This window comes from Ruegeria sp. AB5, from assembly GCF_056542645.1.
The window spans coordinates 47085-70671 of the sequence record NZ_JBQGAE010000018.1 but is presented as its reverse complement, the minus strand read 5'-3'; the positions used below and the strand labels follow the sequence as shown (position 1 = coordinate 70671).

Sequence of the window (23587 nt, the reverse complement as noted above, 5' to 3'; positions counted from 1 at the left end):
CGCGCGGGCTAAGCCCGCGCGCTGCCGGGCCCAAGTCCGCACAGGGTGATCGGTGTTAGCCGATTGTCCGTGGCGGGCGCGGGAGGTTTTGCCTTTGGTCTTGTAATCAGTCGTCCTCGAACGGGTCCCATTCATCTTCGACTTCGGGAAGGGCCTCGGTTTCGACCTTGGCCGCACGCTGCTCGGGTGTTTCAATCCTGGTGATCCTGGCTTTTGGGAACTGCGCCAGTACGGCCTGAACGAACGGGTGTTCTGTCGCCTCTTCCCTCAACGCCAGCTCGGCCTTGTCCCGGATTTCGGCAATCGTCGGTGCTCCGCCGTCCGACACAATCGAGACCGCCCAGCGATTGCCCGTCCAGCGTTGCAGCGCTGAGCCCAGCCTGGGCGCGAGGTCTGTCGGAGCCTGCGGTCCGGGTGTGAATTCGATGCGCCCCGGCTGATACGAAACCAACCGCACGCCGTTCTCGACCTCAACCAGAAGTTTGACGTCCCGATTGGCCCGGATCAATTCGACCACGTGATCGAATGTGGGGTAGCGCGCCAAAGCGGCCTGGATGTCCTGCGCCAGAGCCGCCACCGGTGCGCTCCCTGAACCGCCGGTCGCTGGCGCGTAGGATGTCGCAGGGGCCCGTGCCTCTACCGGCGCTGCACCGCTGCCTTGCAATGGCAAGCCGCCACCGGGTCCGCCATTGGGCGGCGGCGGCATTTCCCGCAAGCGTTTGATCAGTTCTTCGGGGCTGGGCAGGTCAGCCACGTGAGTCAGTCGGATCACAGCCATTTCAGCCGCCATCATGGCGTTGGGTGCGGCCGAAACTTCCTCTAGCGCTTTCAGCAGCATTTGCCACATCCGGGTCAGCACCCGCATGGGCAGCGCTTCGGCCATCTGCTGTCCTCGGGCGCGTTCGTCAGGGGAGACGGTCGGGTCCTCTGCCGCATCCGGGGTGATCTTAACAACCGAGACCCAATGAGTGATCTCGGCCAGATCGCGCAGCACGGCGAGCGGGTCGGCACCTTCGGCATATTGTCCGCTGAGTTCGGTCAGCGCCCCCGCTGCGTCACCACGCAGGATCATGTCCATCAGGTCCAGCACCCGACCGCGATCGGCCAGACCCAACATGGCACGCACTTGTTCAGCGGTGGTTTCCCCGGCCCCGTGCGAGATGGCCTGATCCAGAAGCGACGTCGCATCCCGCGCCGATCCTTCGGCCGCACGGGTGATCAGGGCCAGCGCATCCTCGGCAATCTCCGCCCCCTCGGCAGCGGCAATCCTGCGCAACAGGCCGATCATGTCCTCAGGCTCGATCCGGCGCAAGTCGAAGCGCTGGCAGCGGGACAGGACCGTAACCGGGACTTTGCGAATTTCGGTGGTGGCAAAGATGAATTTCACATGTGCGGGCGGCTCTTCCAATGTCTTGAGCAGCGCGTTGAAAGCGCTGGTCGAGAGCATGTGAACCTCGTCGATGATGTAGATCTTGTAGCGGGCCGATGCGGCGCGGTAGCGGACGCTGTCAATAATTTCGCGGATATCGTTGACGCCCGTGCGGCTGGCGGCGTCCATTTCCATCACGTCCACATGGCGGCCTTCCATGATCGCCTGGCAGTGTTCGCACTGGCCGCAGGGTTCAGTTGTCGGGCCGCCTGATCCGTCCGGGCCGATGCAGTTCATGCCCTTGGCGATAATCCGCGCCGTGGTGGTTTTGCCCGTGCCGCGGATACCGGTCATGACAAAGGCCTGCGCGATGCGGTCGGCCTCGAACGCGTTCTTCAGGGTGCGTACCATCGCATCCTGACCCACCAGATCGGCAAAGGTTTCCGGGCGGTACTTGCGGGCGAGAACCTGATAGGTGGGGCTGTCTGGGTCTGTCATGTCTGCTCTTGCGGATTCGGGACGTCACCGCAGCGTAGTGGGCCATGTGGCCCGCGTCCACATGGCTTGAGGGTGATTTTGCTATGCGTCCCGGCGTGGTACAAGTGCCAAGGTCGCACGCCAGGGCATTGACTGGTCCTCAGGCCGAGGGACGATGTTCGGCAGAGACGGAACCGTGTGGCGAAAGGGCCAAAGCTTCCAGCATGGCGCAGGGCATCGTGGTCATTGTGTTTGCTGGCAAACTGTCAAGCCCGGACCCGAACATCAGATCCGCATAGCGCTCCAGCAGGTCGGTATCTGTTTGCGGGTCAGAGCCGCAATAGATGCGAACCAGATTTGGATTGGCGCGAAATCGGGCGGTGCAACCGTCGGGGCAGTGCGTTAGCTCAGCGTTGCCTTCGATTTCGAAATCTTCCGTGGTCGATGGACCTGCCTGTGCAACAGCCTTTACCAGCGCGCGCGACATGCTTGCCAGCGCCGGGCAGGGCTTGCCGGTGTGTTGGCAGATGGTTGCCGTGAACCTATGTGTCGTCGTCTTCCAGATCATCCTGCGCCCTCCGCGCGGCGGACAGGGGATCGGATCAGGCAGGACAGATCAGGGCTGTCAGGACCTGCCCGGACACCCCGCCCGAGTTTCGGTTACATATAGGATGGCAGGTCTCCTGACTTGCGGGTCGTTGCCCTACCGACCTTCCCAGCCTTGCGGCCAGTGGTGTTTCGGCAGTGCTCACCGCTTACAGTTGCGGGGGCAGTCGCGGATTTGGTTTGCTCGGGATTGACCCGAATGAACCGCACCGTGTTCCCTTTTCATCCCGCCTCTTGTGGAGGACGGGAACCATCACATGCATCGCTATCGGTCGGGCATGCCCTGAGTCAAGCCGAACTTTCTGCACTGCGGAAGGGTTGCGGTGAAAGCGGACGTTTGGTCATGCGGGATCAGAGTTGACTCGTCGGGGTCTGATGGGGCCATGGTGTGGTGAACTCATCAGTTCAGTTTCGCACCGAGGGGCCCATGTTGGATTCAAACCAGACAGTTCTGATTGAAGACATTCGGATACCGGCAGAGGCTGGGATTCTGTCGGGACGGCTTTACCGGCCTTTGGACGAACCGGGCTGCGTTGTCGTTCTCAATAGCGCGACGGGGGTGCCTCGGGACTACTACCAACACTTTGCACGGTGGCTGACCGCCGAACAGGGTATGGCGTGCCTGACTTATGATTATCGCGATTTCGGACATTCAAAAACCGGGCCTCAGCGCAGGTCGAAGATTTCGATGGCGGATTGGGCTTTGGTCGATATGCCTGCCGCGCGGGCCGAGATGCGTCGCAGGTTCCCGAAGGCCTACCACTGGTCGATTGGTCATTCTCTTGGGGGAATGCTGGGTCCCGTGCAACCGGACATAGACAAGATTGATCGCATGATCTGTGTCTCCTCGGGCCTCGTGACCCTCAGAGATCACCCATGGCCCTATCGGGCGTTGGCGGGTCTGTTCTGGTACGGGCATGTGCCTTTGGTTGTGCGTAGTCTTGGGTATCTGCCGGGCAAGGTGTTGGGATTCGGATCGGACCTGCCGCCCGCTGTATACTGGCAATGGCGCAAATGGTGTACCGCGCCGCATAGCTACGTTCCCGAGCTTGGTCACACCCTGCCAGAGGCAATGTGGCATGAGTTGGACGTTCCGGTCGACTTGTTCGCATTTTCGGATGACGAAATGGTTCCCAAGGACGCTGTTTGGCGTCTGGCTGATCTATACGGGCCAAAGGCCAGACGACACCTGTTGTCGCCCGGCGAATTCGGAGTGTCCGACATTGGTCATATCGGTGTTTTTGCCCGGCGCAATGCAGCCCTCTGGCCCCGCTTGATCGGCTGAAGGGGTGGGCGCCGGATTTCCGGCGCCCCTTTCTTCATTCCCCTCTATGGGACGATTTGATGTGCATCACGGATCGGACCATTTTGCCGAAGGCTTTGTCGCGGGCCCGTGCCTCTGCCACGGTCTCAGAGTTGCGCTGATCTTCGCGCCGCAACTTTCTCCAGCGCCCCAACCGGTCCGCATCCAACGCACCAGCCTCTATCGCGGCCTGAACAGCGCAACCGGGTTCGGTGTCATGCTGACAATCCGAAAAGCGGCAGGCTTGGGCCAGATCCAGAATGTCCGAAAACACTTCGTCCACACCGTCCTGTGCATCCAGCAGGCGCAAGGCGCGCATGCCGGGTGTGTCGACAAGCCAACCGGTGTTCTGCATTGCGTGCAAGGCGCGACCGGTTGTGGTGTGACGCCCACGTGCATCGTCCTCGCGGATTGCCGCCGTCGCCTGATTCTGTCCGGTCATCCCGTTGGCCAGTGTTGTCTTCCCGACGCCAGAAGACCCGACCAAAGCGGCCGTTTGGCCCGCCGGGCACCAGGACAGAACGTGCTGAACGTCAGCAGCGTCCAGCGCGTTGACGGTCAGCACTGTCAAAAACGGTGCCAAACGCGCGGCCTGCGCCGCGTAATCTGCAGGATCGGAACAGGCATCCGCCTTTGTCAGGACAATGACAGGATAGCAGCCTGCCTGGTGCGCCAGCGCGAGATAGCGCTCCAGCCGCGACAGATTGAAATCGGCATTGCATGAGCTGACGATGAACAGCACGTCGACATTGGCCGCAATCAGTTGTGCTTGGGCCCCTGTTCCAGCGGCACGACGCTGCAACAGGCTACGGCGGTTCAGCAGGTGCTGAACCCGTTTTTGATCATCGACCAAAACCCAGTCTCCAACGGCGAAATCGCCAGTGGATTGGTTGGGCACCAGTAGCGGAGTTTCACCATCTTCGTTCATCCCGACCAAACGATCCCGATGAACGGCTGTGATGCGAAAAGGTGCGCAAAGCGGATGTGACGCATGTTGCGCGGCAAAGTGTGAGGACCATCCCAGGTCCGAAAGAGTTAATGACATTGGTCTGCCTGTGTTCAGATATGACAATCCCATCAGATGGCAGGCGCGCATCCGTTGGTGATGTGTTCAGGCAGTCGGGTATTGGTGTTTAGAACCGATCCGCCCGAGGGGTCTTTGCTACAATCATAAAGCCCTCCTGTGGCTTGTGGTTCGGACAAGTGAGAGGTTGGACATCGACCCAAGCGGGGCTCGTTGTGGCTGCTTCCTTCCGGACCTGACCAGGTTGGCGAGGCGCTCGCCCGCGCCAACCTCTCAGGGCTTGATATAGGCAAGCGCTGTCAAAATGACAACCCGCTACAAAGCCAGTCGTATCCTATGGAACCCATCCGCGTCCGGGCCCAAAACCTCTGGGGCATAGCGGTCCAGCTCTGCCAGGTGCTCAAGTGCGCCGGGTCCGGTTTTGAGGATCGTGTGAGCGCCGGGCATCGGTGCAAAGGAAAACGGGTGTGGCGCGAGCGCGAGTGGATCAGGGGGTAAACGATCGGACAGGTAGTCTCGCACTATCCCCTTGATATCTTTGGCAGGCAGCGGAAACACTCGGGCTTGTGTGACGAACGGAAAATGCCCGCCTCCGCTGGAGCGATAATTGTTGAGGGCGACAATGAATCTTTGGGCGTCCGACACTGGATACGCGTTCAGGCAAAGGTTTCGAATCCGGTGATTGGCGGGATCGGTCACAGTGCCATCACTGTTGTATCGGGCAGGGCTGGACAGATCGATCTGATAGGTCAGGCCAAACAAGACGTCGAAATTGTATCCGGTTCGGCGGGAATCGATCAGCTCTGACTCGGTGTTCAGGTCGACCCGATTGAATACACTGGCGGACATCTCAAGCCAGTCCCGCACTTGGTTGCCAGATACTTCAACTGCGCGCAATTCATTCGGAAACACATGCAGGTCAGCGATGTGGCGCAGGCAGATTTCGCCGGCGCGCACGTCGGTATAGTGTCGCGGTCCGGCGCGGCCTCCGAATTTATAGGGCGACGCGGCGGACAGGACAGGCAGTTCGGCCATAGACGTTCCGTGCAGACACGGGCGCAGCGCTGCGGCCTGCGCTGCCGCGACCAAGGCCAAACCGCGATCGGGCGCGCACAGGCTGAAGTAGCTGTGCAGGTTCTGGGTGATCTGGCTAACGGGTTCGGCCATCATATCGCGAGTATTCACATGCGCTGGCTGAAACAGGTGTGCCAAATCCTGGTCTTCCGCTTCGCCCGATGCCGTTGGCACGGAGCACTTGCGGTCAGCGATCTTCCATTGGCCCTGAGGGTCTTTGGTGAGGTGAAGATCAATGACACCCAGATGAGAACCGGCGGACCCGGCCATGACGACAGGGGTGCCGTGAACCAGACCGCTATCGGCTTCAACACCTGAAAGCCCCTGATGTGCCGGACCTGGCAATGTCAGATGGGTGTGACCCGCGACAATTGCGTCGATGTCATCAACGGTCGCCAGGGGAATGATCGCGTTCTCAAGCCCCGGGCGTGCCTGTGTCTGCTCCAATCCGGAATGCGCCAGTGCAACAACCAAATCGCACCCTTCTGCACGCAGAGCATTTGCGTGCCTGTGGGCGCAGGCCAGAATGTCCTCGGCAACCACAGAACCCTGTAGCTGATGGGCCTCCCACGACGTTGTTTGCGGTGGCAGGACAGACAGGACCCCGATCCGGATCGGGGTACCATGACCTGCGAACCGATCGAGTATGGCGCTGTGCAGCCAGCTTTGCGTGCCGTTGGTTCGGGTCAGGTTACTGCACAGAACGGGGCAGGGGGCCTGTGCCAGAATACGTTCCAGCACGTTCAAACCAAAACCGAAATCATGATTGCCCAGTCCAACCGCGTCATAGCGCAGGGCGTCGAATGCTTGCATCATGGGGTGTCGACCGTCGCTTTGCACGGCCCAGTCACCCATGGGTGTGCCTTGCAAAGCATCACCATTGTCGAACAGCAGTACCAGGGCGCCTTCTGCCTGCTGCCGGGCCTTTCGGATCAATGACGCTGTGCGTGTCAGCCCGACTGTCGGGTAGGGGGTGTCTGCGTAGTAGTCGAACCCTGTCAGGTTCATATGCAGATCGGTTGTTGCCAGAATGCGGATATGCGCACTTGTATCCTGCGCCTGGTCAGCGCCCGGAGTCATTGGGGTCACGTTCGGTTTTCTACTTTTGAATAGTGAGGCTTAGGCAAATTCATTGCATGCATGAATAAATGAAAAATCCAGGATCGTCCTGCGGTGTTTCGACCGCATCACGCTGTTTTTTGCGGTGCTGAATAGCCATTGCAACACCGTTGCAGTCATGGCAGCCCTAGGCGCAGCAGGCCAAGGGGACCCCAATGAGAAACGCGGAACATGTGACATTCGGCACTTCGGGTCTTGAGCGTGCGGCTCATTTGCGTGGGGATGAGGCCAAGCTGGCTGAGGCTGCCCAAGACCCGGCCGCCCGATGCATGCTTTTGTGGCGGGGTAAAGTGTTGGTACAGGGCACGGGACTGGATCATTTAGGTCTGGTTCCGATGACGCATCCATTGGTCAGCGCGGGCCCGGGTGGAGTGGTGCGGGCTCCGATTCTGCTTGGCTGTACTGAAAACGGTGCAGCCGTTTTTGCAGCGGATATTTCGGGGTGGGACGCGGACGGGCAGGATCTGTCGGCTTTGGGCAATTTCGTTGATCGGTCCGAGCAGCAACATCCCGATTTGCCCGAAGGCTATGTTTTTGCCGAGTTGCGCCGGATCATGACCCGGCTTTCGTCGCGGGATGCCGAGTTGGCGGCAACGGCCAAGGCCGTGATTGGCTGGCATGAGATACACAAGTACTGTGCCCGCTGTGGCGCGCTCAGCGATATATCTCAGGCGGGTTGGCAGCGCAGTTGCCCGACCTGCGGCGCGCAGCACTTTCCCCGCACCGATCCCGTTGTGATCATGCTGATCACCCACGGCGACAGCGTTCTGATGGGACGGTCGCCGGGATGGCCCGAGGGTATGTTCTCGTTGCTGGCAGGATTTGTGGAGCCTGGCGAAACGCTTGAGTCCGCGGTCCGTCGCGAGGTGATGGAAGAGGCGGGCATTCCAGTTGGTCCTGTATCCTACCTGTCCAGCCAGCCCTGGCCCTTTCCAGCCTCGCTGATGTTTGGCTGCGCAGGCGAAGCCTTGTCGCGTGACATTGAAATCGATCCGGTCGAGATCGAAGAGGCGATGTGGGTCAGCAAATCCGAAATGATGCAGGCTTTTGCAGGGGAACATCCGCGTTTGCTGCCGGCCCGCAAGGGGGCCATTGCGCATTTCCTGCTACAGAACTGGCTTGCAGATACGCTGGACTAAAGAAACACTAAGGCGAACAAACGAGCAGCAAAGGCCGATATGCAGTTTTCAGCGCGGGAAGATATCGAAGCCCCCATTCATTCCGTTTTCGACATGGTTGCCGACTTCGAACGGTTCGAACGTTTGGCGATGCGGCGCGGCATTGACGTGCGACGCATCTCGGGCGGCGCTGTGCCTGCATCGGGCATGACGTGGGAGACCGAGTTCAAACTGCGTGGCAAGCCTCGGCAGATGTCGGTTGTCATGACAGACTGCGAACACCCGTCCCAGATGCGTTTCGAGGCGACCAGCAAGGGTATGACTGGCGTGACTGTAGTCGACTTTCTGGCGCTGTCGCAGCGCCGCACCCGATTGAGTGTGGATCTGTCACTGAGCGCCAAGTCTCTCCCGGCGCGTTTGTTGTTGCAGTCCATGAAGCTTGGGCAGGCACGTTTCCGAAAGCGCTTTCAGATGCGATTGGGCGAATTCGCCAGTGAGTTGGAGCAGCGCTATCGGCATGGTTCGTGATTGTTGGCCGGTCAACGACCGAACATAGAACCGAGGTACGCGACGAATGGCGCAGATCATTTTCCTATACGGCGTATCCAGCAGCGGCAAAAGCATGATCACCCACCGGCCAGCGCCGAACGGGACGAAACGTCCATCCATGAAGGCCTGAAGTTAGAGACCTACCCGCGCTGTTGGGCCGCCGGGTAGACGCCCAAAATCTCCACATTGGTGGTGAAATGCTCAAGCTCTTCCATGGCAAGTCGCACATTCCGGTCTTCCGGATGCCCGACGATATCCGCATAAAACTGCGTGGCGGTGAACGAGCCATCGACCATGTAGCTTTCCAGCTTGGTCATGTTGATTCCGTTGGTGGCGAACCCGCCCATGGCTTTGTAAAGCGCCGCCGGAATGTTGCGGACCTGAAAAACGAAACTGGTGATCATGCCATGCGCGCCGCGCCGGGACATGTCTGAATCTCTGGACATCACCAGAAAGCGTGTGGTGTTGTCGCCGTGGTCTTCGATATGGCGGGCCAGAACATTCAAGCCGTAAATCTCACCGGCCAGTTCACTTGCCAGTGCGGCCGAATGGATGTCTCCCGCCTCGGAGACTTCGCGGGCAGCGCGCGCATTGTCGGGGCTCACCCGTCCGCGAATGCCATGTTCACGCAGGAACCCGGCACATTGGGGCAGCAGAACCAGATGGGAATGGGCTTCGGTGACGTCTTCCAGTTTTGCGCCTGGCACCCCAAGCAGGTTGATGTGCACCCGGACAAAGGCTTCGTCGATGATCTGCAGGCCGCTATGGGGCAGCAGCCGGTGAATGTCAGCCACACGTCCATAGGTCGTGTTTTCGACCGGCAGCATCGCCAGATCGGCCTCGCCCGAGCGAACCGATTCGATCACATCTTCGAAGGTGCGGCAGGGCAGCGCCTCCATATCCGGGCGCGCTTTGCGGCAGGCTTCGTGACTGTAGGCGCCGGGTTCGCCTTGAAAAGCAATGCGATTGGTCATTTGGTCGATTCCGTGCAACAAGTTCCAGAATTGGGCGTTTCGTCGCGGTGTCTATACCTTGCCTCTCGTCAGGGGAAGCCTTAGACACCTGCCCAGACAGCTGAAATGGACACGCGATCAATGTTCGACACGATGACAGTTACCAAGGCCGCCGCAGGCCTGTTCGGCACTTTCCTGGTGCTGCTTCTTGCCAAATGGGGTGGCGACATCCTTTATCATTCGCATGGTGGCCACGGCGATGCGCAGGCCGCTTACATCATCGAAACCGAAAGCGCGGGCGAAAGCGCCAATGGTGAAGAGGTGGTGTTCGAGGATCTGCTGGCCGCCGCTGACCCCGAAAAAGGCGCACGTGTCTTCCGCAAGTGCACCGCGTGCCACAAGCTGGAAGACGGTGCAAACGGCACTGGCCCTTACCTGTACGCGGTTGTGAACCGTCCGCTGGGGACGGCCAAAGGCTTTGGCGGCTATTCCGCGGCCATGCTTGCGCATGGTGGCAACTGGACCCCCGAAGCGCTGGATGCTTTCCTGGAGCGGCCAAGCAGCTACATCTCGGGCACGTCCATGAGCTTTGCAGGCCTCAAAAAGCCGCAAGAGCGTGCAGATTTGATTGCCTACTTGCAGACCATCGGCAACTGATTGCCTTCACGATTGTGACAATCCCAAAGCCGCTGCCTTGTGTAGCGGCTTTTTTTGTGTCGAGAATCTTCACAAAGCGTTCACGCATTCTAAACTTGAATCAGTCAGGGCTGTCGATTTAGCTTGCCGAACCGACATTGAAGACGACAACACTCCAGAGGATGAGCCATATGACACCCCTCCCGCCTACTGCGCGAAAATTGGAAATTCGGCATTGGGGGGCGGTTCTGGGTTTCATGGCCGCACTGTTTGGGGGGGCTGAGGTTGCACAGGCGAATGATGAAAACATTACGCGCAGCCACGGCTATTCCTACTTCGGCAATCTGGACTACCCTGCCGACTATCCTCATCTGAACTATGTCAACCCGGACGCCCCCAAGGGGGGTGAGCTTTCGCTAGCTGCGTCGGGAACCTTCGATTCGTTGAACCCCTATTCGCGAAAGGGCCGCAGCGGGGCTTTGACCACCATCCAGTATGACCGTCTTTTCGAAAGCTCGGATGACGGCGTCGGTCAGTACTACGGCGTAGTGGCGGAAAGTCTGGAATACGACGAAGGGCGCAACTATGTGATCTTCCACCTGCGTCCCGAGGCCATGTTCTGGGACGGAACCCCGGTCACGGCCGATGATGTGGTGTACAGCCACCGGCTGTTTATCGAGCAGGGATTGCCGTCTTATGCGCAGGCCGTCGGGCGTATGGTCACCGGGGCCGAGGCGCTGGACGATCATACGGTAAAATTCAGCTTCAACCCTGACGTAACGCGCCGAAGCCTGATCGAAACCGTTGGATCCACACCCGTTTTCTCGAAAGCATGGTTCGAAGCAGACGAGTCTCGTCGTTTGGACGAGCCTCGACTGGAGGTCGCCGTAGGGTCCGGGCCATACAAGCTGGACAGTTACGACATCAACCGCCGCATCGTCTACAAACGCCGCGACGACTATTGGGGCAAAGACCTGCCTTTCAACGTGGGCCGAAACAACTTTGACACCATCCGGGTCGAGTATTTTGCGGATCAGACCGCTGCATTCGAAGGGTTCAAGGCTGGCGAATACACGATGCGGATCGAAAGTGACCCAAAGCTTTGGGCGACAAGCTATGACTTTCCGAAGCTGACTGAAGGTTCGGTTGTGCGTGACGAAATCAAGGATGGCAGCCCGCCGACACCGTCTGGTTTTGTATTCAACCTCGGAAAGCCCCAATTTGCAGACAAGAATGTCCGCAAAGCGCTGGCTTTGGCATATAACTTCGAATGGGCAAACGAATCCCTCCTGTTTGGATTGAATTCACCGCGCAGTTCATTTGTGCAAGGCACCCCGCTTGAGGCACAGGGCGCACCAGAAGGTGCTGAACTGGCCTTCCTGGAAACGCTTGGTGATGTAGTCCCAGCCGATTTTCTATCTGAACCGGCGATTGTGGTTCATGAATCCAACCCGTCGCGTTTGAACGACAGGCGTAATTTGCGTCAGGCGTCCAAGATGCTAGACGAAACCGGTTGGCCCGTCGGCGCAGGTAATGTGCGCCGCAATGCCGAGGGGCAGACGCTGAAAGTGAACATCCCGTACCCATCGAATTTGCCAACATCAACCGCGACGATGATCGAAACCTACGTTCAGAACCTACAGGCGCTGGGCGTTGACGCGTCTGCGGAAAAGGTTGATCCGGCCCAGTATACGCTGCGCAGCCGGGAACGTGACTACGATATGGTTTACTCGACCCGCTATGGCACGTTTCTGTCGACCGGGGGTGGCTTGAGCCAGATGTACGGGTCCGAAGAAGCGTCCTTTAGCCTGTTCAATCCCGCCGGATTGGCAAGCCCGCTTGTCGACGCGATCATCGAGGCGTCTTTCGAGACGGACAATCAGGCGGATCAGGATTCGGCGCTTATGGCGCTGGACCGCGCCTTGCGGTATGAGTTCTTCGTGATCCCCGTTGGATATATCGCGGACTACTGGACAGCCTACTACGACATGTATGAATACCCGGAAAACCTGCCTCCCTACTCGTTGGGCCATTTGGACCTGTGGTGGATCAACCCCGACAAGGAAGCCGCGTTGAGAGCGAAAGGCGCGCTGCGATAACATGGGCGCCTATATTCTAAGACGCCTGCTTCTGGTCATACCGACCTTGCTGGGCATCATGGTTGTCAATTTCACGTTGGTGCAATTCGTGCCGGGCGGACCTGTCGAACAGATCATTGCCCAGATCGAAGGGCAGGGTGACGTATTTGCAGGATTTGCCGGCGGCGGTGATGCAGGAGCAGGGGCGGAACCGGCAGGTGGAGGCGTCTTTGACGACAAATATGTTGGCGCGCGTGGTTTGCCGCCCGAGTTCATAGCCGAATTGGAAAAGGAATTTGGCTTCGACAAACCGCCGCTCGAACGTTTTCTGTCCATGATGGGCAACTACCTGACCTTGGATTTTGGCGAGAGCTATTTCCGGTCGATCAGCGTGATTGATCTGGTGTTGGAGAAGATGCCCGTTTCGATCTCGCTGGGGCTGTGGTCGACCCTGATCGCGTATCTGGTCTCGATACCTTTGGGCATTCGCAAAGCGGTGAAAGATGGATCGCGGTTCGATACCGTGACCAGCGGCGCCATCATTGTGGCCTATGCCATCCCCGGTTTCCTGTTCGCCATTCTGCTGCTGGTGCTGTTTGCCGGTGGGTCCTACTGGCAGATTTTCCCGCTGCGGGGGCTGACCTCGGACAATTGGGACAGCCTCAGCCTGCTGGGCAAGATCGCGGACTATTTCTGGCATATCGCGTTGCCGATCATTGCTCTGACGATCTCGGCTTTTGCGACGCTGACCCTGCTGACCAAGAATTCGTTTCTGGATGAGATCAAGAAACAATACGTGATGACCGCCCGCGCCAAAGGCTTGGGAGAGAGCCAGGTTCTCTATGGGCATGTCTTCCGCAATGCGATGCTGATTGTGATCGCCGGGTTTCCCGCCGTCTTTATCGGCGTCTTCTTCGGCGGGTCGATCATCATCGAGACGATCTTTTCATTGGACGGGCTGGGACGCCTCGGGTTTGAGGCCGCTGTTGCACGCGACTATCCTGTCATCTTCGGCACATTGTTCATCTTTGGCCTGATGGGCCTTGTTGTCGGTATCATCAGCGATCTGATGTATGTTCTCGTCGACCCCCGCATCGATTTCGAAAAGCGGGAGGGGTAGATGGCCCTTTCCCCCCTCAACCAGCGCCGCTGGCGCAACTTTCGACGCAATGGCCGGGCGTTCTGGTCGCTGATCATCTTTTCGGTGCTGTTCGGATTGTCGCTGTTCGCCGAGTTCATCGCCAATGACAAACCGATTTTGGTGAAGTACCGGGGCGAGTTCTACACCCCGATCTTCAACTTCTACGCCGAAACCGAGTTCGGGGGCGATTTCCAGACGGAGGCGATTTACCGCGACCCCGAAGTTCGGTGCCTGATTGACAGCGGTGGCCTGGACGCCTGTTTTGACGACCCCGAAGGCATCGTCGAACAGATCGATGCGGGAACGTTTCAGGCCGAAGGGTTTGAGCGGGGCTGGGCGATCTGGCCGTTGATTCCCTATTCCTTCAACACCAGTGTCGATCGCCCCGGTGCCGCTCCATTGCCGCCGAACGGTCAGAACCTTCTGGGCACCGACGACACGAAACGAGACGTGCTGGCCCGAGTGATCTACGGTTTCCGTCTATCGATCCTGTTCACACTGATGGTGACCGGTGTGGCCAGCCTGGTCGGTATCTTTGCCGGGGCCATCCAGGGCTTTTTTGGCGGCTGGCTGGACCTGATCCTCCAACGCATCATTGAAATCTGGTCGGCGACCCCGTCGCTTTACGTGATCATCATCATGTTCGCCATTCTGGGGCGAAGTTTCTGGCTGCTTGTGGCCCTGATGATCCTGTTCAGCTGGACCGGGTTGGTAAGTGTTGTTCGGGCCGAATTCCTGCGCGCGCGCAATCTGGAATATGTGCGGGCTGCCCGCGCGCTGGGTGTCGGCAACATGACCATCATGTTCCGTCACATGCTGCCCAATGCCATGGTGGCCACGCTGACCTTCATGCCCTTTATCGTGACCGGGACCATTGGTGGTCTGGCGTCGCTGGATTTTCTTGGCTTCGGCCTGCCATCTTCGGCCCCGTCTTTGGGCGAGCTGACCTTGCAGGCGAAACAGAACCTGCAAGCCCCGTGGCTGGCCTTCACGGCCTTCTTCACTTTTGCCATCATGCTCTCGCTGTTGATCTTCATCTTCGAAGGCGTCCGAGATGCGTTTGATCCCAGAAAGACCTTCTCATGAGCCTGCTGGATGTGAACAACCTCAAGGTCTCGTTCCGGCAGGACGGGCAGGTCAGCGCGGCGGTCAAAGGCGTGTCTTTTACAGTGGATCGCGGAGAAACGGTTGCGCTGGTGGGCGAATCCGGTTCGGGAAAATCCGTGACGGCCCTGTCCACGGTATCCTTGCTGGGTGACAGCGCAATTGTCGACGGGTCCGTGCGCTATGACGGGCACGAGATGATCGGCGCCTCGGAAGACCGGTTGATGGACGTGCGCGGCAACGATATCAGCTTTATCTTTCAGGAGCCGATGACGTCGCTCAACCCACTGCATACGATCCAGAAGCAGATGGCCGAATCCCTGGCCCTGCATCAGGGGTTATCGGGCGATCCGGCAAGGGATCGGATAGTCGAGCTGCTGACAAAGGTCGGTATTCGCGATCCCGAAGAACGGCTGGACAGCTATCCGCACCAACTTTCCGGCGGGCAGCGGCAGCGGGTGATGATTGCGATGGCGCTGGCCAACAAACCGGACATTCTGATCGCGGATGAGCCTACGACCGCACTGGACGTGACCATTCAGGCGCAGATTCTGGAACTGCTGGCCGAATTGCAAAGATCCGAGAATATGGGGATGCTGTTCATCACGCATGATCTGGGCATAGTGCGGCGCATTGCTGACCGTGTGTGTGTTATGAAAGATGGCGAGATCGTTGAAACCGGAGCCACGGCCGAGATTTTCGACAACCCGCAGCACCCCTATACGCGCACGCTGCTAGAGGCAGAGCCGTCCGGCCAGCCTGACCCGGTGGACGCGACCGCGGAAGAGGTCGCGCGGACCGATCATCTGAAAGTGTGGTTCCCAATCCAGCGCGGCTTCCTGAAACGCACCGTGGGCTATGTGAAGGCGGTAAATGACGCCACGATCAGCGTTCGGGCCGGCGAGACGTTGGGGATCGTCGGCGAAAGTGGTTCGGGCAAGACAACGCTGGCATTGGCAATCATGCGGTTGATTGCCTCTGAGGGCGGGATTACGTTTCGCGATCAGGACGTTCGCCGCTGGTCAACGCGCGAGTTGAGGCGGTTGCGCAAGGACATGCAGATCGTTTTCCAGGACCCGTTCGGCAGCCTCAGCCCGCGCATGACCTGTCAGCAGATCATTTCGGAAGGATTGGCCATTCACAATGTCGACCCCCACCGCGCCCCGCGCGAGCTGGTGGCTGAGGTGATGACAGAGGTGGGCCTGGATCCGGGGTCGATGGACCGCTACCCACATGAGTTCTCGGGTGGGCAGCGTCAGCGCATCGCAATCGCGCGGGCAATGGTGTTGCGTCCCAAATTGCTGGTGCTGGATGAGCCCACCAGCGCGTTGGACATGACGGTACAGGTTCAGATCGTCGATCTTCTGCGCGATCTGCAGCGGAAATATGGGCTGGCCTACTTGTTCATCAGCCATGACCTGAAGGTCGTGCGGGCCATGTCTCACAAGGTCATCGTCATGCGCAATGGCGACGTGATTGAAATGGGCGCGGCAGAAGACCTGTTTGAGAACGCGCAAACAGACTATACCCGTGAACTGATCGCAGCGGCGGGCTGACGCCCGCGCTGCCGTTTCTCAGGCGCTGGCCTTTTCCCGCGCGGTGGATTTTGGCACGGGGCCGCGCAGCTCTTCATAGTGATCAAAGCTGAGTTTGACCCAGCCAGTACCACGCGTTGCACTGGCGAGGGTGCGATGCAGCTCATCCTGCGCTACGGCCGGTAGCAGAGCGTTGAAGATCTCCCAGCCAGATGCGTTGGGGTTGCCTTCGAACCCCAGAACTTGCCCCTGCAGCGTGCTGATCGTCGGCACCAGATCACCAACAAAATTTGACGGCAAATGAATCTCGGCGTTCAGAACTGGCTGCAGAACCACAGGCTTGGCCTGTGGCAGGGCTTCGCGGACCGCATTTTTACCGGCTGTGCGGAAGGCATAGTCCGAACTGTCGACATTGTGGTGCTTGCCATCGCTGAGGGTCACTTTGACATCGACAACCGGGAAGCCTTCAGGCCCTTGCACAAGCGCGTCTTTTGCCCCGTGTTCAACAGACGGAATGTAGTTCTTTGGAACAGCCCCGCCTTTGACGATTTCGTCGAACTGAAAGCCCGAGCCGCGGGGCAGGGGCGCAACCGAAATCACGACATCGGCGAATTGGCCTGCTCCGCCAGATTGCTTGCGGTGCCGATGACGGTGTTCGACGGGTGTCCGAATGGTCTCGCGATAGGCGGTTTCCACTGTGTCGGTTTCGATTTCGATGCCGAAATCTTCCAGAAGTTTGGCGGACACACGCCGCATATGTTGTGGCCCTTGTGAGCCCAGAACAGAATGGCCGCTCAGCTCGTCCTGTTCCAGATGAAGCCCCGGATCGATCTCGACCAGCCGGGTCAGCGCGTTCGACAGGCGCACGTCGTCACGCTCATGAGCAGGTGAGACGACCTGCCGATGCGCTATCGGGTGCGACGACGCCCAGTCGGGCAGCGGCGTGGCCGTGCGGCTGTCGTAGATGTAGCCAGGATTGAGATGATCGGATTTGACCGCCAGCCCGATCTGTCCAGCCTCCAAGGATCCGATCTGTGTCTTGGCGTCCAGCGTTGTCAGATTGCCCACCGTTTCACCGCCCAGAGCTTCATGGGCTTTCACGCCATCGCCCAAACCACGCAGAACGGTGATCTTGCCGATATGTTTTTTCACGTCGGCAAACCCTGCTATTGCACGTGCGTTGTCGGCCGCTTCGTCGCGCCCTGCGGCTATGTCGAATTCCGGAGCCTCGTGGCGCAGGGCTTTCATCAGTCGGGTCAGGCCATTGCCATGGCTTGCTGCCCCCAGACAGGCCGGGATCAACTGATGGTTCTGCAAAACCTGCGCGGCCAGACCGTAGACCTCATCGCTGGGCGGTTGTTTATCCTCGATCAGTTGCTCGAGCAGATGATCATCGAAATCCGATAGTGTCTCCAGCAACTCTGTGCGTGCTTCCTGTTCACGATCCTCAACCGATTGCGGCAACTCGATCAGGGCCGAAGGCTGGCCCTCCTGATACTTCCAGGCCCGTTCCGAGATCAGATCAACAGCGCCGATGATCGCGTCCCCTTCGCGGATCGGGACCTGCCGCAGCGCGATATGGTTGGTGCAATAGGTTTGCAAGGCCGCGATGATATCCCGAATTCGGCCGTTGGGGTTGTCCATGCGGTTGATGAACAGAAAACACGGGATTCCGGCTTCTTCGACCAACCGCAGATAGGGCGCACAAAGTACCGCGGCATCGGGGTCTGGCGGAACGACCACGACCGCAGCGTCCGAGATTGCCATGGCAGGACCTACATAAGCCAGAGCATCGCCGCCGCCATCCACGTCAACCGCGCACCACGGCTCGTCCAAATAAGAAAAACCGTGCAAATGCACGGTTCCGCAGATGTCGAATATTGTGGGACGCCCGTCGAGGCGGCTGATGGCCTCGACCAGAGTGGATTTGCCCGATTGACTGGGGCCCAGGACGGTGAAAACGCGCATATGTGCTGTCCCTCTTTCAAGTTGCAGTGTGGCTGCACGAAAGGGGTTACCCTACGCAAATGCGCTGGCACCGGCTGTCTGCGATTTCGCCTGCCTCAGGCTGTGGACCCGTTTCGTGGTCCACGTCTCAAGTTTGGAGAAAACAGGAGCCTTGCGTCAAGCCCCTGTTGAAAATCGGGTAGGCGCGTGGAAATCCCGCCTGATCAGATTGCCGAACTGTGCCCTGCCTTGCTGAGGTCATAGGCATCAAAGCTGCGTGCGATCATTCGGGTCAGCGCACGGGCCTCGGGCGGGATAAACAACCCGTCTTCCGTGATGCTGAGCAAACCGTCGAACGCCGTGTTTGCAGCGCTGTACATGGCATTCAATTCAGCCGCAGACACATCAAAGTCGCGCAGGATTTCGGCTGAACTGATCTTGAAATCACACATCAGCGCTTCGATCAGTCGAGAGCGCAGCACGTCTTGGCCCTTGAACAGATGTCCGCGCGAGGTTGAGAATCGACCGTCACGGATCGCCTTGGTATGCGCCGAGGTCGCCGGATTGTTCTGTGCATATCCTTGCGGGAAACGCGAGATCGAACTGGCGCCAACGCCAATCAGAACCTCGGCCTGATCATCGGTGTAGCCCTGGAAATTCCGCTTCAACTGACCTGAATTCAGCGCTTTGGTCAGCCCGTCTTCCTGCGTTGCAAAATGGTCGATCCCGATCTCGGCGTAATTGTCCCACATGAAAAGGCGGCGTGCCGTATCAAACAGATCCAGCCGTTGCTCTGGTGTTGGCAAGGCGTCCGAGGGGATCAGCTGCTGCCGCTTGGCCATCCAGGGCACGTGCGCATAGCCATAAAGCGCGACGCGGTCCGGGTTGAGGGACAACAGCTTCTGCACGCTTTCGGTCATGCGTGATTTGGTCTGATGGGGCAGGCCGTACAGGATGTCGGCGTTAAGGCTGGTAATTCCGCGTGCACGGATCATGTCCACCACGTCGCGGGTGGTGTCATAGCTTTGAATGCGCCCGATGGTTTTCTGAATTTCGTCGTCGAAATCCTGTACCCCGATGGACGCCCGGTTCATGCCGGCCTCGGACAAGGCATCCAGTCGTGCATCATCGATTTCATTCGGGTCGATCTCGACCGAGAATTCGGCGTCGGGTCCCATGGGCACGATGCCCAGGATATGCTGCGCCAAATCGCGCATCAGGTCAGCGTTCAACAGCGTCGGAGTGCCACCTCCCCAATGCAGACGCGACAAAACCACACCCTTGGGCAAGTGCGCGGCCAGCAGGTCCAGTTCGGCCTTCAGAACGTCCACATAGGCAATGACCGGATTATCCGTTTGCGTTCCCTGCGTGCGGCACGCGCAGAACCAGCACAGGCGACGGCAGAAGGGGATGTGGACATAAAGCGAAACGGCGCTTCCGGGTCTGATCCTGGAAACCCAGTCGCCAAAACGATCAGACCCCACGTCATTGCTGAAGTGGGGGGCGGTTGGGTAACTTGTGTAACGCGGCACTTTCGCGTCAAAAAGTCCAAGTCTTGCCAATTGTGATTTCTCTATCATGACGATACTTTAAAGAAGCTGATGACTTGTCTGCTTTGATAGAGATCAAATGGGAACGCAAATGACAGTAAAAGTACAATTTGATCACTCGAATTGCTCGGACTGCCCGATTCGCCATCGCGCTGTCTGCGCCCGTTGTGACGTGGATGAGCTGGAAACCCTTGAAGAGATTAAGTATTATCGCAGTTTCGAAGCTGGGCAGACGATCATCTGGTCAGGGGATCAGATGAATTTCGTTGGCTCGGTTGTGTCGGGGATCGCCTCGCTGACCCAGACGATGGAGGACGGGCGGACTCAGATGGTGGGTCTCCTGCTGCCAAGCGACTTTGTCGGTCGACCCGGCCGTGACGCGGCCCCCTATGACGTTCAAGCCACCACAGATCTGGTGATGTGCTGTTTCCGCAAGAAACCGTTCGAAGACCTGATGAACGAAACGCCCCACATTGCGCACCGTCTGTTGCAGATGACTTTGGACGAGCTGGATGCAGCTCGTGAATGGATGCTGGTTCTTGGTCGTAAAACGGCGCGTGAAAAGATCGCCAGCCTGCTGTCGATCATCGCACGCCGGGATGCGTCAATCACGCAAAAGGGCCTGTCGGGGCCGATTGTGTTTGATCTGCCCCTGACGCGCGAGGCTATGGCGGATTACCTTGGCCTGACATTGGAAACGGTGAGTCGTCAGATTTCGGCCCTGAAGAGGGACGAGGTGATTTTTCTGGAAGGCAAGCGCCACGTGACCATCCCGGATATCGGGCGTCTTATGGAAGAGGCCGGTGACGATTCTGATGGTGGCTTTCTGGTCTGACAGGCCAACCGCCTGAACGGGTATGCAGCGTCACGCCACTATTCTGATTCTGGCTTGCGAAGACCGACCTGCGCCAGGAACGTCAGTGTGGCCGCAGCCGTTGCGCCGACCGCGATCCAACCGAAATACCAGAGCCTTCCAGCGACGGCATCCTCGGCATATGAGGCCGCAAACTGTGTTTGCCCAAATTTCGCGACCGTAAAAGCAATTGCCGTAACCACTATGCCAAAGCCCAAGCGTTTTGCAGGCGTCGACACCCGTGCAAGCAGGCTGGCCAAGATCAGCCCGATCGGCGCTCCGACGACGAGCGTGTTCTGAGACCACCACGGATGGGCTCCGAGCGGTTTTGCAACGTCCAGAGCGACGAGCGCAGCCACTATCAGAGCAGCAGTAAGGGTTGCGATCAGGGTCCGCATGAAGCCTCCATCGGTTTCATGCGGAATTGGGAACGATCGGGCCGCAAGGCCAGAGTCGTTTCATCACGATAGCGGCGATGTGAACCGGGGTCGTCTGGTTTTTTGGTTCAGTGTGCCAGGAACACGGGCACCGCCGACTGTTCCAGCATGTTGCGCGTCGCACCACCCAGGATCGCTTCGCGAAAGCGAGAATGACCATAGGCCCCCATGACGATCATGTCTGCCTCTGTGTCCATGGCGTGGCGATTGAGGATATCAGAAACGCGGGTCATGGTTTTGCTGAGCACCTCTATCTCGCATCTGACGCCGTGCCGCGCCAGCATCTGAGACAACATCCCACCAGGATCCGAGCGATCAGGCCCGTGACGTGGCGGGTCGATAACCACGATGCGGGCCAGATCCGCCTGTTTGAGGAAGGGTAGCGCGTATCGCACAGCCCGCATGGCTTCGATACTTTCATTCCACGCGATCACGATGTTTTTCGGCGCCGACACAGGATCGCTTTCGTTCGGGACCACCAGCACCGGTGCATGTCCTTCGAACATGGCGGCTTCGATGATCGGTTCGGCTTCTGCTCCGCGCCCCTCGCCGTAGGGGTGGGGCAGGACGACCAAATCTGAAAACCGGGCGCGATGAGCCACGTGACGGCCAATATCAGCGATCTGAGCCACCCCACTTTCGGCGGACCAGCGGGCCCCGGTCTTTCGCAGATGTTCCTTGGCATAGGCCAGCAGTTCATCGGCTTCGGCATTGGCCCGGCTAAGCGTCTCCTGAAGGATCAATGCGTTTGCGCCGGCGTAGTAATACCCGGTCTGACTGCGGTCGACACCCAGGCACAGGGCTTCGGCATGGCCATCCTGTGCCTCGGCCAGGGCCGCCATCTGGGACAGAGCGGTTTGTGCGCTCTTCATCTCGGTCATGATTGTGAGAATTGATTTATAAGCCATTTCGACCTCGTCTTCCGGGCAGGACGTGCAATGTGATCTGGGAACCCATTCACTGTTTCATGCGTGTCACACAAAACCGACACGTGTCTTGACTCAGATCAAAGCAGGCACGGACGCGTTTCTTCATTACAGCACACAGACAAAAAGGTTTCGCGCGGCACGGAAATCTGCGCGGGGCACGGTAAAGGGACGCAATATGTCGAATTACATCAAGCTGATGGTGCTTGGTCTGATCGTGGTGTTTGCCGCCATCGGATCAAACTATGCACGCGATTTGGCGTATCAGGTGCACGCGATTCTGGTGATGGTTATCGCCGGTGGTCTGTTCATCTGGACGCTTAGAAACACGGAAGAGCCAGATATACTCGTCGATCGTTCGGGCGAATACATGGATGACGTGGTCCGCTACGGCGTGATCGCAACCGCCTTTTGGGGTGTGGTAGGGTTCCTGGCAGGAACCTTTATTGCGTTCCAGCTGGCTTTTCCGGTACTGAACTTTGAATGGGCTCAGGGCTACCTGAACTTTGGTCGTTTGCGTCCACTGCACACTTCGGCGGTGATTTTTGCCTTTGGTGGCAACGCGTTGATCGCGACCTCGTTCTATGTGGTTCAGCGCACCAGCGCCGCGCGCCTTTGGGGGGGCAACCTCGCCTGGTTCGTGTTCTGGGGCTATCAACTGTTCATCGTTCTGGCTGCAACCGGCTATGTTCTGGGTGGTACACAATCCAAGGAATATGCCGAACCTGAATGGTATGTTGACCTGTGGTTGACCGTTGTTTGGGTTGCCTACCTGGCGGTCTATCTTGGAACGATCATCAAGCGGAAAGAGCCCCACATCTATGTGGCAAACTGGTTCTATCTGGCCTTTATCGTGACCGTCGCGATGCTGCATCTGGTCAACAACATGACCATCCCGGTCAGCATCTGGGGTTCGAAATCGGTTATCGTCTGGTCGGGCGTTCAAGATGCCATGATCCAGTGGTGGTACGGCCACAACGCGGTGGGCTTTTTCCTGACTGCGGGCTTTCTGGGCATGATGTACTACTTCATTCCCAAGCAGGCCGAACGCCCGGTCTTCAGCTACAAGCTGTCGATCATCCACTTCTGGGCGCTGATCTTCCTGTACATCTGGGCCGGTCCGCACCACCTGCACTATACGGCGCTGCCTGACTGGGCTTCGACTTTGGGTATGGTGTTCTCGATCGTGCTGTGGATGCCGTCCTGGGGTGGTATGATCAACGGGCTGATGACCCTGTCGGGAGCCTGGGACAAGCTGCGTACCGACCCTGTGATCCGGATGATGGTGATCTCGGTCGGCTTCTACGGCATGTCCACTTTCGAGGGCCCGATGATGTCGATCCGCGCCGTCAACAGCCTCAGCCACTATACCGACTGGACCATCGGTCACGTGCATTCAGGCGCGCTGGGCTGGAACGGTATGATCACCTTTGGCGCGCTGTACTTCCTGGTGCCTGTGCTGTGGAAGCGCGAGCGTCTGTATTCGCTCCAGATGGTCAGCTGGCACTTCTGGCTCGCGACCATTGGCATCGTGCTCTACGCCGCGTCGATGTGGGTCACCGGTATCATGGAAGGCCTGATGTGGCGCGAAGTGGATGCCAACGGCTTCTTGGTGAACTCGTTCGCCGACACCGTGGCTGCCAAGTTCCCGATGTATGTGGTGCGTGCGCTCGGCGGTGTGATGTTCGTCGCTGGCTCACTGATCATGTGCTACAACCTGTGGATGACTGTGCGGAAAGCGCCGGCCAAAGAGGCTAGCCTGACCGTCGCGGTCCCGGCTGAATAAGG

At 58.7% G+C, this 23587-nt stretch carries 19 protein-coding genes, 1 other RNA gene and 1 riboswitch; of the genes, 10 read left to right on the top strand and 10 right to left on the bottom strand.

Going from position 1 to position 23587, the window contains the following annotated elements; translation table 11 throughout:
• Positions 1-106: 106 nt before the first annotated feature.
• A complete protein-coding gene (locus ACR0L4_RS21030; protein WP_480514928.1) occupies positions 107-1867 on the bottom strand; it encodes a DNA polymerase III subunit gamma/tau in 1761 nt (586 codons plus the stop codon).
• Between the two features lie 139 nt (positions 1868-2006).
• Complete coding sequence (locus tag ACR0L4_RS21025) at positions 2007-2414, bottom strand: hypothetical protein (protein WP_480514927.1); 408 nt, start codon at positions 2412-2414, stop codon at positions 2007-2009.
• An 88-nt stretch (positions 2415-2502) separates the two neighbouring features.
• Positions 2503-2722: riboswitch (cobalamin riboswitch) on the bottom strand.
• A gap of 157 nt (positions 2723-2879) precedes the next feature.
• Here ACR0L4_RS21025 and ACR0L4_RS21020 point away from each other — a divergent pair.
• Positions 2880-3737: an alpha/beta hydrolase family protein gene (locus ACR0L4_RS21020; RefSeq protein ID WP_480514926.1), complete on the top strand. Its 858-nt coding sequence runs from the start codon at positions 2880-2882 to the stop codon at positions 3735-3737.
• Positions 3738-3771: 34 nt separating this feature from the next.
• Here ACR0L4_RS21020 and rsgA read toward each other — a convergent pair whose 3' ends face one another.
• The 3 genes from rsgA to ACR0L4_RS21005 all read right to left on the bottom strand — a co-directional run bounded on the left by rsgA (position 3772) and on the right by ACR0L4_RS21005 (position 6933).
• Positions 3772-4800, bottom strand: coding sequence for a ribosome small subunit-dependent GTPase A (gene rsgA / locus ACR0L4_RS21015; protein ID WP_480514925.1), 1029 nt, complete (start codon positions 4798-4800; stop codon positions 3772-3774).
• Between the two features lie 156 nt (positions 4801-4956).
• Positions 4957-5055, bottom strand: an RNA gene (ffs, locus tag ACR0L4_RS21010) — signal recognition particle sRNA small type.
• A 39-nt stretch (positions 5056-5094) separates the two neighbouring features.
• Positions 5095-6933, bottom strand: a complete 1839-nt coding sequence (locus ACR0L4_RS21005) for a bifunctional 2',3'-cyclic-nucleotide 2'-phosphodiesterase/3'-nucleotidase (RefSeq protein ID WP_480514930.1) — start codon at positions 6931-6933, stop codon at positions 5095-5097.
• Positions 6934-7127: 194 nt separating this feature from the next.
• Here ACR0L4_RS21005 and nudC point away from each other — a divergent pair, with 194 nt between their 5' ends.
• Positions 7128-8111, top strand: coding sequence for an NAD(+) diphosphatase (gene nudC / locus ACR0L4_RS21000; protein ID WP_480514924.1), 984 nt, complete (start codon positions 7128-7130; stop codon positions 8109-8111).
• Between the two features lie 39 nt (positions 8112-8150).
• Entirely contained in the window at positions 8151-8618 is a 468-nt protein-coding gene (locus ACR0L4_RS20995; RefSeq protein WP_170751593.1) for an SRPBCC family protein, read from the top strand.
• Positions 8619-8779: 161 nt separating this feature from the next.
• Here the strand turns inward: ACR0L4_RS20995 and ACR0L4_RS20990 are convergent, their stop codons facing one another.
• Entirely contained in the window at positions 8780-9613 is an 834-nt protein-coding gene (locus ACR0L4_RS20990; protein ID WP_170751595.1) for a prephenate dehydratase, read from the bottom strand.
• A gap of 120 nt (positions 9614-9733) precedes the next feature.
• Between ACR0L4_RS20990 and ACR0L4_RS20985 the strand changes: the two genes are divergently transcribed.
• The 5 genes from ACR0L4_RS20985 to ACR0L4_RS20965 all read left to right on the top strand — a co-directional run bounded on the left by ACR0L4_RS20985 (position 9734) and on the right by ACR0L4_RS20965 (position 16107).
• Entirely contained in the window at positions 9734-10249 is a 516-nt protein-coding gene (locus tag ACR0L4_RS20985) for a c-type cytochrome (protein ID WP_170751735.1), read from the top strand.
• A 170-nt stretch (positions 10250-10419) separates the two neighbouring features.
• Positions 10420-12327, top strand: coding sequence for an extracellular solute-binding protein (locus ACR0L4_RS20980; RefSeq protein WP_480514923.1), 1908 nt, complete (start codon positions 10420-10422; stop codon positions 12325-12327).
• A 1-nt stretch (position 12328) separates the two neighbouring features.
• Positions 12329-13426: a microcin C ABC transporter permease YejB gene (locus ACR0L4_RS20975; RefSeq protein ID WP_170751599.1), complete on the top strand. Its 1098-nt coding sequence runs from the start codon at positions 12329-12331 to the stop codon at positions 13424-13426.
• Positions 13427-14533 (top strand): ABC transporter permease, encoded by a 1107-nt coding sequence (locus ACR0L4_RS20970; RefSeq protein ID WP_480514922.1) that lies wholly within the window; start codon positions 13427-13429, stop codon positions 14531-14533.
• Entirely contained in the window at positions 14530-16107 is a 1578-nt protein-coding gene (locus ACR0L4_RS20965; RefSeq protein ID WP_480514921.1) for an ABC transporter ATP-binding protein, read from the top strand. The genes ACR0L4_RS20970 and ACR0L4_RS20965 overlap by 4 nt, the downstream gene beginning before the upstream one ends.
• Positions 16108-16125: 18 nt before the next feature.
• Here ACR0L4_RS20965 and ACR0L4_RS20960 read toward each other — a convergent pair whose 3' ends face one another.
• On the bottom strand, positions 16126-18054 hold the full coding sequence (locus tag ACR0L4_RS20960; protein WP_480514920.1) for an elongation factor G: 1929 nt from the start codon (positions 18052-18054) through the stop codon (positions 16126-16128).
• Positions 18055-18257: 203 nt separating this feature from the next.
• Positions 18258-19613 carry an oxygen-independent coproporphyrinogen III oxidase gene (gene hemN / locus ACR0L4_RS20955; RefSeq protein WP_480514919.1) on the bottom strand — a complete coding sequence of 452 codons (1356 nt, stop codon included), beginning with the start codon at positions 19611-19613 and terminating at the stop codon, positions 18258-18260.
• 61 nt (positions 19614-19674) lie between these two features.
• Between hemN and fnrL the strand changes: the two genes are divergently transcribed.
• Positions 19675-20418 (top strand): transcriptional regulator FnrL, encoded by a 744-nt coding sequence (gene fnrL, locus ACR0L4_RS20950; protein WP_170751609.1) that lies wholly within the window; start codon positions 19675-19677, stop codon positions 20416-20418.
• A gap of 38 nt (positions 20419-20456) precedes the next feature.
• Here the strand turns inward: fnrL and ACR0L4_RS20945 are convergent, their stop codons facing one another.
• Both ACR0L4_RS20945 and ACR0L4_RS20940 read right to left on the bottom strand, forming a co-directional pair.
• On the bottom strand, positions 20457-20834 hold the full coding sequence (locus ACR0L4_RS20945; protein ID WP_480514918.1) for a hypothetical protein: 378 nt from the start codon (positions 20832-20834) through the stop codon (positions 20457-20459).
• A gap of 107 nt (positions 20835-20941) precedes the next feature.
• Positions 20942-21781 (bottom strand): universal stress protein, encoded by an 840-nt coding sequence (locus ACR0L4_RS20940; protein ID WP_480514917.1) that lies wholly within the window; start codon positions 21779-21781, stop codon positions 20942-20944.
• A 196-nt stretch (positions 21782-21977) separates the two neighbouring features.
• Between ACR0L4_RS20940 and ccoN the strand changes: the two genes are divergently transcribed.
• The gene (ccoN, locus tag ACR0L4_RS20935) at positions 21978-23585 is read left to right on the top strand and encodes a cytochrome-c oxidase, cbb3-type subunit I (protein WP_170751615.1); all 1608 of its coding nucleotides are present in this window, start codon (positions 21978-21980) and stop codon (positions 23583-23585) included.
• Positions 23586-23587 lie beyond the last annotated feature (2 nt).